The 12,712-nt window shown below is 73.0% G+C and carries 11 protein-coding genes and 2 tRNA genes; 3 read left to right on the top strand and 10 right to left on the bottom strand.

Annotation, left to right across the window (positions count from 1 at the left end; translation table 11 throughout):
* Positions 1 to 11 precede the first annotated feature (11 nt).
* The 5 genes from IF00_RS0114545 to IF00_RS0114525 all read right to left on the bottom strand — a co-directional run bounded on the left by IF00_RS0114545 (position 12) and on the right by IF00_RS0114525 (position 4,637).
* Positions 12 to 1,580, bottom strand: a complete 1,569-nt coding sequence (locus IF00_RS0114545) for a sensor histidine kinase (RefSeq protein ID WP_030318109.1) — start codon at positions 1,578 to 1,580, stop codon at positions 12 to 14.
* 6 nt (positions 1,581 to 1,586) lie between these two features.
* The gene (locus tag IF00_RS0114540; protein WP_030318107.1) at positions 1,587 to 2,330 is read right to left on the bottom strand and encodes a response regulator transcription factor; all 744 of its coding nucleotides are present in this window, start codon (positions 2,328 to 2,330) and stop codon (positions 1,587 to 1,589) included.
* Between the two features lie 79 nt (positions 2,331 to 2,409).
* Positions 2,410 to 3,300 (bottom strand): amidohydrolase family protein, encoded by an 891-nt coding sequence (locus tag IF00_RS0114535; RefSeq protein WP_037638263.1) that lies wholly within the window; start codon positions 3,298 to 3,300, stop codon positions 2,410 to 2,412.
* 46 nt (positions 3,301 to 3,346) lie between these two features.
* Positions 3,347 to 3,682, bottom strand: a complete 336-nt coding sequence (locus IF00_RS0114530) for an antibiotic biosynthesis monooxygenase family protein (RefSeq protein WP_030318103.1) — start codon at positions 3,680 to 3,682, stop codon at positions 3,347 to 3,349.
* A gap of 85 nt (positions 3,683 to 3,767) precedes the next feature.
* Entirely contained in the window at positions 3,768 to 4,637 is an 870-nt protein-coding gene (locus IF00_RS0114525; protein WP_030318101.1) for a DUF2797 domain-containing protein, read from the bottom strand.
* Between the two features lie 25 nt (positions 4,638 to 4,662).
* Here IF00_RS0114525 and IF00_RS0114520 point away from each other — a divergent pair, with 25 nt between their 5' ends.
* On the top strand, positions 4,663 to 5,058 hold the full coding sequence (locus tag IF00_RS0114520) for a hypothetical protein (protein ID WP_030318099.1): 396 nt from the start codon (positions 4,663 to 4,665) through the stop codon (positions 5,056 to 5,058).
* Here the strand turns inward: IF00_RS0114520 and IF00_RS0114515 are convergent.
* From IF00_RS0114515 to IF00_RS0114495, 5 genes are all read right to left on the bottom strand, one after another.
* Positions 5,043 to 5,867 carry a BRO family protein gene (locus tag IF00_RS0114515; RefSeq protein WP_030318097.1) on the bottom strand — a complete coding sequence of 275 codons (825 nt, stop codon included), beginning with the start codon at positions 5,865 to 5,867 and terminating at the stop codon, positions 5,043 to 5,045. The genes IF00_RS0114520 and IF00_RS0114515 overlap by 16 nt on opposite strands.
* 139 nt (positions 5,868 to 6,006) lie before the next feature.
* A complete protein-coding gene (locus IF00_RS0114510; RefSeq protein WP_030318096.1) occupies positions 6,007 to 6,372 on the bottom strand; it encodes a PH domain-containing protein in 366 nt (121 codons plus the stop codon).
* Between the two features lie 207 nt (positions 6,373 to 6,579).
* Positions 6,580 to 6,966, bottom strand: a complete 387-nt coding sequence (locus IF00_RS41245; RefSeq protein ID WP_245234531.1) for a signal protein — start codon at positions 6,964 to 6,966, stop codon at positions 6,580 to 6,582.
* Positions 6,967 to 7,410: 444 nt separating this feature from the next.
* Positions 7,411 to 7,483: transfer RNA gene (locus tag IF00_RS0114500), tRNA-Arg, on the bottom strand.
* A 233-nt stretch (positions 7,484 to 7,716) separates the two neighbouring features.
* Positions 7,717 to 7,807: transfer RNA gene (locus IF00_RS0114495), tRNA-Ser, on the bottom strand.
* A gap of 301 nt (positions 7,808 to 8,108) precedes the next feature.
* On the opposite strand from IF00_RS0114495, the gene IF00_RS0114490 reads away from it, so the two are divergent.
* Complete coding sequence (locus tag IF00_RS0114490) at positions 8,109 to 8,531, top strand: SSI family serine proteinase inhibitor (protein WP_030318091.1); 423 nt, start codon at positions 8,109 to 8,111, stop codon at positions 8,529 to 8,531.
* A gap of 157 nt (positions 8,532 to 8,688) precedes the next feature.
* On the top strand, positions 8,689 to 12,615 hold the full coding sequence (locus tag IF00_RS0114485; protein ID WP_030318090.1) for a PAS domain-containing protein: 3,927 nt from the start codon (positions 8,689 to 8,691) through the stop codon (positions 12,613 to 12,615).
* Positions 12,616 to 12,712 lie beyond the last annotated feature (97 nt).

Genomic DNA, 12,712 nt, shown 5'->3' with positions numbered 1-12,712 from the left:
CGGGGCCGCTGTCACGGCTGTGTGATGAGCCTGTGGCCTGCCTGTGAGTGGGCTTCCGCCCGGGAAGCGGCGGGCAGCCGGACGGTGAAGACGGTCCGGCCCGGGACGCTCTCGACGCCCACGTCGCCTCCGTGCGCACCCACGACGGCCCTGACGATGGCGAGCCCGAGGCCGGTGGATCCGGCGTTGCGGGAGCGGGAGGCGTCGCCGCGCGCGAACCGCTCGAAGACGGCGGGCAGGAGCGCGGCCGGGATGCCGGGCCCGTCGTCCTCGATCCGGACGACCACCGCGCCGGGTTCGGTCAGGACCCGCGCGGTGACCTTGGTCCCGGGCGGGGTGTGCGTGCGGGCGTTGGCGAGGAGGTTGACGAGGACCTGCTGGAGCCGGGCGCCGTCCGCCCGTACGGGACTGCCGCCGTCCTCGGGCAGTTCGAGGCACCAGTGGTGGTCGGGCCCGGCGGCGCGGGCGTCGCTCACGGCGTCCACGACCAGCGGGACGAGGTCGGTGGGCTCGTACGAGAGGGGGCGTCCGGCGTCGAGCCGGGCGAGCAGCAGCAGGTCCTCCACGAGGCCCGTCATACGCGTCGCCTCGGACTCGATGCGGCCGAGGGCGTGCCGGGTGTCGGGCCCGCACTCCTCGCCCCCGCGCCGGGTCAGCTCCGCGTATCCCCGGATCGAGGCGAGCGGGGTGCGGAGTTCGTGGCTGGCGTCGGCGACGAACTGCCGGACGCGGGTCTCGCTCTGCTGGCGGGCGTCGAGCGCCGAGTGGACGTGGTCGAGCATCCGGTTGAGGGCGGCGCCGACCTGGCCGACCTCGGTCCGCGGATCGGCCTCCGCGTCGGGGACCCGCTGGTGGAGCGCCACCTCTCCGCTGTGCAGGGGGAGCTGGGCGACCTGGCCGGCGGTCGCGGCGACCCGGCGCAGCGGCCGCAGGGCGACTCGGACGAGCACGGTGCCGGCGAGCGAGGCGGCGAAGAGCCCGGCGCCGGTGACGCTCAGCTCGACGAGGATCAGGGTGGAGAGGGCCTTGTCGACGGAGGCCAGCGGGATGCCGGTGAGGAAGGTGCCGTTGCTCCCGGAGGCGTACTCGACCCGGTACGAGCCGAGGCCGCCGGGCAGTTCGACGGTGTGCGGATCACCGTCGCGCGGGACGGCCGTCAGGGCGGCCCGCTGGGCCTCGTCGAGCGTCTTGATCCGGAAGTCCCGCCCGTACCCCCCGCCGTCCTCGGCCTCCGCCGAGTACCCGGCCGCGGTCACCACGCCGTCCGTGAGTTCCGCGCCCAGGGTGCCGGTCGGAATGCTGGGCCCCACGACGAACCCGAGCGGGTCCTTCCCGCCCCGATCCGGCAGGGGCCCGACGGCCATCCCGGGCGGCGGGCCGGCTGCCCGGTTGGAGACGGCCCGGACCTCCTTGTCCGCCTGGTCGTACAGATACGAGCGGAACGCGATCGTCGTGACCGTGCCGATGACGGCCGCGACGACCGCGATCAGCGCGACCGCCGAGACGACGAGACGGGTCCGCAGCGACCACGGCCCCCGTGTCCGCGGAGGCCGTGGCCGCTGCCCTGCACCTCGGAGCACGAGCCTCTACTCCCCCGGCTTGATGAGATAGCCGGCCCCGCGCCGGGTGTGGATCATCGGGGTGCGCCCCGCGTCGATCTTCCGCCGCAGGTACGAGATGTAGAGCTCGACGACATTGGCCTGGCCGCCGAAGTCGTACGACCAGACCCGGTCGAGGATCTGCGCCTTGCTGAGCACCCGCCGCGGATTGCGCATCAGATAGCGCAGCAGCTCGAACTCGGTCGCCGTGAGGTGGATGGAGACCCCGCCCCGGGTGACCTCGTGGCTGTCCTCGTCGAGGGTGAGGTCTCCGACGGCGAGCAGCGACTCGCTGCGCGAGAGAGCCGCCCCCGACCTGCGGATGAGCCCGCGCAGCCGGGCCACGACCTCCTCCAGGCTGAACGGCTTGGTGACGTAGTCGTCTCCGCCGGCCGTGAGTCCGGCGATCCGGTCCTCGACGGCGTCCTTCGCCGTCAGGAACAGCACCGGTACGTCGGGCAGTTCGCGCCGGATCCGGCCGAGCAGGCTCAGCCCGTCGACGTCGGGAAGCATGATGTCGAGGATGACGGCGTCGGGCCGGAACTCACGCGCGGAACGCAGGGCTGCTGCCCCGTCCCCGGCACTGCGCACCTGCCAGCCCTCGTAGCGCAGGGCCATGGAGAGCAGTTCGGCGAGCGAGGCCTCGTCGTCGACGACGAGAACACGGACGGCGGTGCCGTCGGCACGGAGCATGTCGGCGCGGGTGCCGGTACGGCGTGTGGTGACGGTCATGGAACCCACGCTGTCGGCCGCCGCTGAGAGGCCCCTTGCCCTTTCCTGTGAATTCCCTGAGAAAGGGCCGGCGAGGCCCTCAGCGTTTCACGTGAAACAACGCGGCGCCGTTCTCGTACAGGACCCCCCGGAGCCAGTCGTCCCCGAGCCCGAGGCGTTCGAGGGCGTGGAGCTGGTGGGCGTACGGATACGGGATGTTCGGGAAGTCCGAGCCGAGGAGGATCCGGTCGCCGACGTCCACGAGCCGCTTGAGCTCCGCCCGGGGGAAGGGCGCGAGCCGCTCGCTGAAGTCGGTGAAGGCCATGGTGGTATCGAGGTGGACGCCCTCGTACCGCTGGACGAGATCGAGGAAGTCGCCGTACTCGGGCATCCCCATATGGGCGACGATCACACGAAGCCCGGGGTGGCGGGCGAGCAGCCGCCCCATGGGCTCGGGTCCGGTGAACCTGCCCGGGGTGGGACCGGAGCCACAGTGCACCACCACGGGGGTACCGGAGTCGGCGAGTGCTCCCCACGCCCCGTCCAGCCGCGGGTCCGTCGGATCGAAGCCGCCGACCTGGAGGTGCACCTTGAAGACCCGGGCCCCCGCGTCGAGCGCCTCACGGACGTACGTCTCGACGCCCGGCTCGGGGAAGAAGGTCGCGGTGTGCAGACAGTCGGGGGTGCGGGAGGCGAAGTCGGCGGCCCAGGAGTTGAGCCAGGCGGCCATGCCGGGCTTGTGCGGATAGAGCATCGCGGTGAACGCGACCGCCCCGAAGCCCCGCAGAAGGGCGAGACGGCGCTCCTCCTCCTCGCGGTAGGTGATGGGCCACTCCATGCCGGTCAGCGGACCGACGGCGTCGAAGTAGGCCCAGACCTTGTCGAGGACGTTCTGCGGCATGAAGTGGGTATGCACGTCGACGAGCCCGGGAATCCCGAGCCGCTCGACGAGCGCCCGAATGCCGTCGCTCTCGCGAGCCTCGCCGCTCAGGTCACTTCCGCCGCTCTGGTCACGTCCGCCGCTCGCGCCGTTGTCGCTACTCACGCTCAAAGCTGTAACTCCGCTCGACCTTGCCGATATGGACGCTGTAGCTGTCGTACCAGTGCTCCCGCCCGTGCGCCTTGGCGGCCCGGTGCTCGGAGTGCACACGCCAGGCGTCGAGCGACTCCAGGTCACGGAAGTAGGCGACGGTGATGCCGATGCCGCCGGGAGTCCGGGCGGACTCGTGGCCGAGGAAGCCGGGCATCTCCCTGGCGAGTTCGTCCATCCGGGCGGCCGTCTCGGCGTAGCCCTCGGGGGCGTCGGGCCGGACCGAAGTGAACACAGCGGTGTAGTAGGGCGGTTCGATGTCCGCCACCAGCTTGGGGGTCATGTGATCACCCTCGCCGGGCCGGGGCGGGACTGTCCACGGCGCCCGGGCAAAGGGATCCAAGACTTTACTCAGGGCCCGCAGGCCCTCAGAAGAGCTCCCCCTGGCTGCTCGGGTCGACGGCGGACACCGCTTCCGAGACCGGCACGGAGAAGGCGCCGCCGTCCCCGGCTCCCTGGAGCACCCAGCCGCCCATCAGCCGGGTGTCGAGGGCGAGACAGCGCCCGCCGGGGTCGAGCAGGTGCAGATCGGGCCCGGCCGCGGCGAGCAGCCGCCCGCTGACGACGCCCCCGTCGACCAGCTCGGTGACCGTGCCCGCGAACGGCGGCAGCCCGTCGAGACCGAAGGCGCCGGCGTGGTCGCGCGCGGCGAACTCCAGCGGCTCCAGGGTCTCCGTCCAGCCGCCGACCTCCCGCGCCCGCCCGTACAGCTCCCGGACCTCCACAGCCCGGTCAGGGGCGGTCGGCAGGGTGTGCCGGGCGACGCGCTTGCGCTCGTACGCCACCCGGTCGGGAACCCCGAGGGCCTGCCGCAGCACCTCCTCGGTCCGCCGGGCGGCCATCAGCGGCCCTCGCCCGAGCCAGCTGAACGTGACGGCGCCCTGTTCGAGCAGCCTGGCCTCGCCCCGGGCCTCGGCGGTGATCCCGACCTTGGTCATCCCGGGCCCGAACCAGGCCAGGTACACGCGGTACGGCTGCGGATCGTCCAGGAAGGTGTCGGCGGCGACGGAGTGGGCCCGGTCGAGCCGCGCGCACTCCGCGCACCGCCCTCCGGTGGCCCGGCCGGGAACGACGGCCTCCAGCGGACAGGGATTCCCCCGGGCCCCCGGGCACCGCCGCTCCCCGACGGCCCGGAAGGCGAGCTCCTGCCCGTACGCGAGGGCGCTGACCCTCCCGCCCCGCCACCGCAGCCCGGGCACGCCTCCGCCCCAGGTGATCCCCCGACACCGCCACTCCACGCTCGTGCCTCCCTATGCTCCCCGGATGTCCAGTCTCCGCCACATCCGCTTCCAGTCCCCGGCCCCGGGACCCCGGGGCAACCACCCCGGGGTCTTCGGCCTGACCAACCTGCTGGCCCGGGAGGGCAGGCTGTCCTCCGGGGAGTGGGCGATCTGGCGCTCCTCGAACGACTGGTACGACGCCCACTTCCCCAACCCGACCACGGTCGACCCGACGGTCTACGACCCGGAGCTGAACCCGGGCGCGGCCGCCTGGTTCCGCCCGACGGCCACCGAGGCACTGGCCCGGGTCGCCCCGTACCTGCGCATCCTGCGTGACCACGGGGTGCCCTGCGTCCGCCTGGAGTCGGCTGCCCCCGGCCGGGTCGTCTACACGGACGCGTACCAGGTCGTCGTCGTGCCGCCTCAGGGCAGGACGTAGATCCGCGCCCCGTCGGCGTCCGGCCCGCCGACCTCCCGCATGCACCCGCGCTCGATCAGGAGACGCACGCAGTCCCGGACGCGCTCGCCGGAGAGCCCGGTGCGCCGGGTGACGTCCTGGGCCCGGTAGCGGACGCCGCCACGGATCAGGGCGGGGGCGAGAAAGCTCGCGACCGTGCGCACGTCCCCGGTGATGGCCCAGGACTCGACCAACTGCTGCGGGGTGAGCGCGACGGCGGCGCCGACGCGCTGGCGGGGCACGGAGAGCCGTTCAAGGGAGTCGGCGACCCTTGAGAGACTCTGCCGGGCCTCGCGGAGCAGCTCCGCGTACTCGGTGTGCTCGGCGTACGCGACGGCCCGCTCGTCGAACTGCCCGTCGAGCCGTACGAGGACGTCGACGAGCTCCGGCGGCAGCACGAACCCGCTGTGTGCGGGGGAGGGTTCGAGCCCGTACCCCCCGTACCGCTGGACCGCCGCTATGACCTCGGCCGTCCACGCCCGGAACGGCCCGGCCTCCGGTCTCCGGCAGGCCCCGACGAGCTGGACGAGCCCCTGCAGGCTCACCATCCGCGTCGTCGCCCTGATCCCGCACCGGCCGGAGAACTCCTCGCCCCCGGCGAGCTCCCGCGCGGACGCCAGGTACGTCCCGGGCAGCGCCACCGTCCGCAACGCCTCCCGGGTCCCCCGGTACCCCAGCCGCTTCGCCACGTCCACGACGGGGAACCAGTGGGTCCCGTCGTACGCGGTCAGCCTCCGCAGGGGCGCGCCGGTGGCGGCGTACACCAAGTCATCGATGTCGATCGCGTCCATCGATCATCACCTCCGTCTCGCAAGCTAGGACGAAGGCATATTCAACTGACATGCAAATAAGACAGGTTCACCCAAAAGGGGGGAGATTCCCGGGTATACCCCCGGAAATCCCTCCCCCACACCTACGGGCGTCCGCCGCCTAGCGGGCGACGAACTGCGTGAGGATCGCCTGCACCTCGTAGATGTCGACACCCTTGGTGAAGGTCTTCTGGACCGGAAGCTGGCTGCCCGAGATCCAGATCTTCAGCTCGGCGTCCAGGTCGAAGGTGCCGGCGGTCTCGACCGCGAAGTGCGTGATGCTCTTGTACGGGATCGAGTGGTACTCGACCTTCTTGCCGGTGATGCCCTGCTTGTCGACCAGCACGAGCCGCCGGTCGGTGAAGAAGATGGTGTCGCGAATCAGCAGGTAGGCGGCGTGCACCTGCTCCCCCTGCCCGAGCAGCCGCGCGTAGTCCTGCTGCGCCTGCGCCGGATCTATCGCGTGCGCGTTCCCGAAGAGCGCCATGCCCCAACCCCCACATTCGAAGAGAAAAGAACGATCATCCGACCCTAACCCTCAAACCCCCCATCCCCGAAGGCTTGGGGGGCCGGGGACCGGCGATCGGCGGGTTGTCCGACGCGACGGGCGGCGCCGGCTGAACCGCCCACAATGGCTGTGAGGTACAGGAGAGACCCCGGGGATCATCCCGGGGTCTCTTCTCCATCCGCTCGCCTAGACCGACGAGGCGGCGACGGTCAACGCGTAGTCCACACCGGTCGAGAAGTCGCCCGACCGACCACGGATCTTCAGCGAGTGCGTCCCGGAAGCAAGGGGCGGCAGCTGCACCCACAAGCCGCACCCTGTAGCTGTGAAGCGCCCTTCCTCCCCGGTGAGCGGGTTGCCTTCAGCTCCTTGCACCATGATCAAGTCGGCTTTGTGAGTCTCCGGCTCGACCACCTTGCCGTCGAGGAGCACGGTTCCCCGCGCGCTGCCCATGAAGGCCTCGCAGTTCTCAGGGTCTCCGAAGGTGTTGACGACAGGCGCAGCAATCGGACGACCGCTGGGAACCTCGCACGTGCGCTCGGCCTGACCGCCGAAGGTTCCGGCCAGGAACCACACATCGTGCGGTTGATTGCGTCCGCACGCGCTCCCGTCCGTGTCAGCGACAGGGTTGGTCGCGTCGGGCTCCGAGGCCGCCCATGTCCACCATCGGCCTTGCAGCTCCGCGGAAGGGAGGCGCACGGCCTCGTTCGCCGGAACGGCACTCGGCGCAGCGGTGCGGGCCGGCGCCACCGGGGCCGCGCCCTCCGGCCCCGCGGCCGCCTGGGCCCCACACCCCGCCAAGGCCGCCATCACTACAGCGGTCAGGCCCGCCACTCCAGCTTTGAACCTCATCTGCCCCTCCCGATCGGACGCGCCGTCGTGTCCCCCACCCGACGCGACATGAGCGGCCACGCTGTCGGCGGGGTAGTACCGGACTGCCACTGAGCCGGTGCCGACTTCACTGCTGTACGCCCCGGAAACGCAAGAGGCCCGGACTCTCGTCCGGGCCTCTTGCCTGTGTGCACTCGGCAGGATTCGAACCTGCAACCTTCTGATCCGTAGTCAGATGCTCTATCCGTTAAGCTACGAGTGCTTGTTCTTTTGTCTTGCCTCCGCTCCCCGGTCTTTCGACCCGCTCGCGGCGACAGACAGAACATTACATGACTGCCGCCGCCATGTGAAATCCATTGGCCTCACCCCTTGTGACCTGCGGAAACTCCGCACGGGCCCGCACGTGCGGCCGAATGGCGGGGGTGGTCGGGGCGGCGCACCGTCGGCCGGAAACGGCCGAAGCCCCGGCCTGTGGGGCCGGGGCTTCGGTAGGGGCGGAGGCGGAGGGATTTGAACCCTCGATGGGCTTTAAGACCCAAACCGCATTAGCAGTGCGGCGCCATAGACCGGACTAGGCGACGCCTCCATGCACCTCGCGCGTAAGCGAGTGGTGCGTGCAGATGATGACACAGGCGAACCGGCTGTCACCAATCGATTCTCACCGTACTAGCCCTCCGGGGTCGAGGGCAAAGCCCGGCGACCCCGACGTGGCGCCCTCCGAAGCCACCGGACCCACCCGCAGCGACCCCTCCGTCGCACCCGCGCCCGCCCGGCGCACCCCGCTTGCGCAACGCCCCGGCGCCCGGAGCGTTAGACGGGGCGGGGCACGTCGTGCGCCCACGCCCCGTACACCGACGCCTCCCGCTGCCCCGCTCCTGGAGATCCGCATGCTGCGCCGCCTCGTCCTCGCGTCCCTCGCCACCGCCGCCGGTACCGCGGGGCTCGGTCCGCTTCCGCCGCTGCCCCTGCTCTCGCCGCCCGAGAGCTTGACCGTGACCGTCTCCGAGAGCGGGCACCCGGACGCCGACGGCACCTTCGAGCTGAGGTGCGACGACCGCGCCGGCGGAAACCACCCGGCGCGCGACAACGCCTGCGAGCGCCTTGAGCAGCTCGCGAAGGAGGGCGGTAACCCGTTCGAGCCCGTGCCCGCGGACCGGTTCTGCACGCAGGTGTACGGCGGTCCGGCGCTCGCCCACATCACCGGCACCTGGCAGGGCCGCACGGTCGACGCCCGTTTCTCGCGTGCCAACGGCTGTGAGATCAACCGCTGGGAGAATCTGGAGCCGGTCCTTCCTCTTGTCCGGGGATGAGACAGGATGGGACGGGATGAGACCGGGATGAGACCGGGGTCACCCCCGGAGGCTCCCTTAGACTCCCTTCCGTGACAGGGTGCGGCCCGAGGGGCAAGATGGGGCCGGCCGGCCGATAGGGCATGCACGTTGCAGTGCGTCAGGGAGGAACGTCGTCGTGAGCAGCAGGCCATCCCGGGGCGCTGCTCGCCTCGCAGCCATACTCGACGCCCTCCCCGACGGCCTCGTGCTCGTCAACTGCAACGGCACGGTCGTCAACGCCAACACCATCGCCCTCGGCATGTTCGAGACCCCGGGCACCGCACTCGTGGGCCGCGGTCTGCTCGATCTCCTGCCCGGCTTCGACTCCCGGCTCATCCCCGGTTCCATGCGCCGCCCCGAGGGCACCGACGAGCGCGGCCGCACCAAGCCGACCCGGATGATCGCCCGCCGCACCGACGGCGGCGAATTCGCCGTCGAGGTGACCAGCGCCAGCCTGGAGGACGGCCGGGAGGCCTACGACTCGTACGGCGGCTACACCGGCGACGAGCTGCTCATGCTGGTCGTCCGGGACCTCACCGGCACCCTCGACACCGAGGCCGAACTCGCCCGCTCGCAGCGGCAGACCGAGATGATCCTGCGCGCCGCGGCCGAGGGCGTCGTCGGCACGGACACCGACGGTCGCGTCGTCCTCGTCAACCCGGCCGCCGCCCAGATACTCGGCTACCGCGCCGGCGAACTCGGCGGCCAGGAGCTGCACCCGCTGATCCTCGCCAAGCGCTCCGACGGCGAGCCCTTCCCGTACGAGGAATCGCCGCTCGCCGACACCCTCAAGTCCGGCCGCAAGCACCGCGTCCGCGGGCAGGTCCTCTGGGCGAAGAAGGGCGACCGCGTGCCGGTCGACCTGACGACCGCCCCGGTCCGCGACGGCGACCAGCTCGTCGGCGCCGTCATGACCTTCACCGACCGCAGGCCGTACGAGCAGCTCGTCGAGGAACACGCCGCCGAGATCAAGGACCTCACCGAGCGGAACGCCGCCGAACTCGCCGACCGCGCCGAGCGGAACGCCGCCGACCGGGAGGCGCAGCAGGAGCGGTACGCCTCCCTGGCCGCCCGGCACGAGCAGCTCACGGCCGTCCTCGCCGAGTCCCTGCGCGGCCCCCTCCAGGAGCTGCGCACCCAGCTGGGCACCCTCGCCGCGGACGACGCCGGACAGCTCTGGCCCGAGGCCAACCAGGTCCTGCACCACCTCGCCGCCGGGTACGCCCGCATGACGGCGCTCGTCGACAACGTCCTGGGCTACCAGCGCCTGGACGCGGGCGAGGAGGCGCTGGACAAGCGCGTCGCGCTCCTCGACGGGGTCGTGACGGCGGGCATCGACGGGGCTGTCGACCTGATCGGGCCCGGTCGCGCCCAGTTCGCCGTGCACGCGCCGCCGATCGAGGCCGAGGTCGACGCGACCCGGCTCGCGACCGCGCTCGCGCACCTCGTCGCGGACGTCGCCGGCGTCGACGCGACCGGCAGGAACCGCGCCGCCGCCCAGGGCTCCGGGCCGGCCGACTCCACGATCGTCGTCGCGGCCGCACAGCGCGGTGATGTCGTACGGATCGAGGTCCGCGGGCCGTACGCGGGCGGCGACCCGGTCCACGGGCCGGTCGTACGCGGCATCGTGGCGGCGCACGGCGGTGTCGTGCAGACCCACGAGGTGCCGGGGACGAGCGGCGGCGCGTACGTGCTCGAAGTCCCGCTCGGTACGGGGCGGGGCACGGTCCCCGTGACGGAGACGGGTCCTGAGGGGGCGGCGGGCGGCGCGCCCGCACGGGGACCGGCCGTCGGTCAGGTCGGTGGACCCGTCGGTGGGCCGACCGGTGGCCCCGTCGTCGGTGGTCGGGAGGCGCTCGCGCTGCCCGCGCAGGCCTCCGCGCCCGTCTCGGCTCCCTCCGGTTCCTCCGGTTCTTCCGGTTCCTCCGGTTCCGGCGTCGCTCCTTCCGCTCCTCTCGCGCTCTCCGCCGACCCGTCGGAGGCCTCCGGCGGGGGACGGCGGCGCGCCCGGCGTGCCTCCACGGACGCCTTCCTGGAGAGCTCGGTCGCCCCTGAGGGCGGTGCCGAGCCCAGTGGCCGTCGTCGCGCCCGTACGGGAGAGGCTGCCGGCGGACCCGCCGAACTGATCCCGGCCCAGCAGAACTCGGGCGTGGAACAGGCCGTTGCCGCCACCGGTTCGCCCCAGGGCGCCGCCGTCGTCGAGCCGACCGGGCGTCGGCGCGGCCGACCCGCCGAGGGCTCCGTCGTGACCGCCGCCGAGGGCGCGCAGGGACGGGCCGCGCTCGGCACCGCCGTGCCGCCTCAGGGTGTCTCCGTCGAACCCTCGGGGACCCCGTCGGCTCCCGCACTCGCTCGCGCCCTGCCGGCCGTGCCCTCCGCCGAGGTCCCGCCCGAGGCGCAGCCGAGCGGGCGCCGCCGGCGTGCGCTCGCCGCCGCGCAGGAGCGGGCGGCGGCGGCCGAGGCCGGGCCCAGGACGCCGTTCGCGCTTCCGCCCGCCGATGCGGACCGTCCCTCCGAGCCGGGTCCGGCGCCGTTCGCGGGACCGGGTGCCTCCGCCCCCGTCGCCGGGCCGCTGCCGGTCTCCGACGAGGGGCAGCACGAAGCCGTACGGGGCGTCCCCGGCGCCGGTCACGCGCCTCCCCAGGCCCATCCGCACGCACAGCCGCCGGTTGCCGAGCCGACCGGGCGTCGCCGGGCCGTCATGCCCCCGCCCCCGGAGCCGGAGTCGCTGCCGTCTCTGCCGCAGGCCCAGACCTCTGCTCAGCCCCCGGCTCAGACGGCTTCCATCCCGCAGGCCGAGCCCCGGAACAGCACCGGTTCCGGATCCGGGACCGGGTCGTCCGGCACCCCGTCGTCCGGCACCGGCACCGGTTCCGTACCGCTGCCGCCCGAGCTGCCCATGCCGAAGGACTCGACCCAGGGGCGGGCGTTCAGCGTGCGCACCCTCGGGCAGGGCGTTCCCTTCGTCCCGCCGCCCGCCCAGGCGAACCCGGCGCCCCCCGCCGTCCCTCCCGTCCCGGCGGCCCCCGGCACGCCCTCCAACGGCGCCGGTGGCTCCGGCGGCTCCAACGGCTCCGGTCGGCGGCGCAGGCTCGCCACCCCGCCGGAGGCCGACCCGCCGGCCGCGGCCGCGCTCCCCGTACCGGCCCACGGCGAGGCCAGGCCGCACCCGCAGGCGGACTCCCCGTCGCAGGCGCCGTCCCGCGCGCCCGAAGGCCGCGCGTACGCCATAGGAGCACCCGCCGAGGGCTCCGACGAGGGTCCCGAGCCGCTCGACGGCCCCGGTGGCGCCATCGAGGTCGCCAACCGGCCCGCACCGCGCCCCGTCGACGACGAACTCCCCCCGGAGCCCCTCGACAACCCGCGCCGGCTGCTCGTCTGGCCCGCCCCCGACGTCTCCACCCAGCAGGCCCTGAGCGACCGGGGCTACCGGCCGGTGATCGTGCACTCCCGCGAGGAGGTCGACGCCCAGATCGCCGCCTTCCCGGCCGCGCTCTTCGTCGACCCGCTGACCGGGCCCATCACCCGTACCGCTCTCCAGTCGCTGCGCCAGGCGGCCGTCGCCGCCGAGGTCCCCGTACTCCTCGCCGCCGGGCTCGGACAGGCGACCCGGGAAGCCGCGTACGGCGCGGATCCGGCCGTACTCCTCAAGGCGCTCGCCCCGCGCGACAGCGAGCAGCACCCGTCCCGCGTCCTCCTGATCGAGGAGAACGAGGACATCGCGGAGGCGCTCGCGGCCACTCTGGAGCGGCGCGGGATGCAGGTCGCGCGGGCGGCCACGGACACCGAGGCGGTCACGCTCGCCACCCAGACGCGGCCGAACCTGGTGGTGATGGACCTGATGCAGGTGCGCCGCCGCCGGGCCGGGATCATCGACTGGCTGCGGGCGAACGGGCAGCTCAACCGCACCCCGCTCGTCGTCTACACCTCGGCCGACCTCGCCGAGGAGGAGCTGCCGAAGCTGTCATCCGGCGAGACGGTCCTCTTCCTCGCCGAGCGCGCGAACAGCGCCGAGGTCCAGGCCCGGATCGTCGACCTGCTCGCGAAGATCGGCACCAACTAGCCGGGCACGGACACGGGTTACGGGTACGAGCTACGAGGACCGCGACACGGGTGCGGGGAGGGCTTCGCCGCCGAAGCCCTCCCCGCACCCGTATCCG

It is taken from the genome of Streptomyces flavochromogenes, from assembly GCF_000717595.1.
Taxonomy (GTDB): Bacteria; Actinomycetota; Actinomycetes; order Streptomycetales; family Streptomycetaceae; genus Streptomyces; species Streptomyces flavochromogenes.
This window is presented reverse-complemented; position numbering and strand designations above follow the sequence as displayed.

Coding starts and splice junctions, on each gene's coding strand:
- IF00_RS0114540 (WP_030318107.1), bottom strand. CDS start 2,330: ATGACCGTCACCACACGCCGTACCGGCACCCGCGCCGACATGCTCCGT.
- IF00_RS0114530 (WP_030318103.1), bottom strand. CDS start 3,682: ATGACCCCCAAGCTGGTGGCGGACATCGAACCGCCCTACTACACCGCT.
- IF00_RS0114520 (WP_030318099.1), top strand. CDS start 4,663: ATGTCCAGTCTCCGCCACATCCGCTTCCAGTCCCCGGCCCCGGGACCC.
- IF00_RS0114515 (WP_030318097.1), bottom strand. CDS start 5,867: ATGGACGCGATCGACATCGATGACTTGGTGTACGCCGCCACCGGCGCG.
- IF00_RS0114510 (WP_030318096.1), bottom strand. CDS start 6,372: ATGGCGCTCTTCGGGAACGCGCACGCGATAGATCCGGCGCAGGCGCAG.
- IF00_RS0114490 (WP_030318091.1), top strand. CDS start 8,109: ATGCTGCGCCGCCTCGTCCTCGCGTCCCTCGCCACCGCCGCCGGTACC.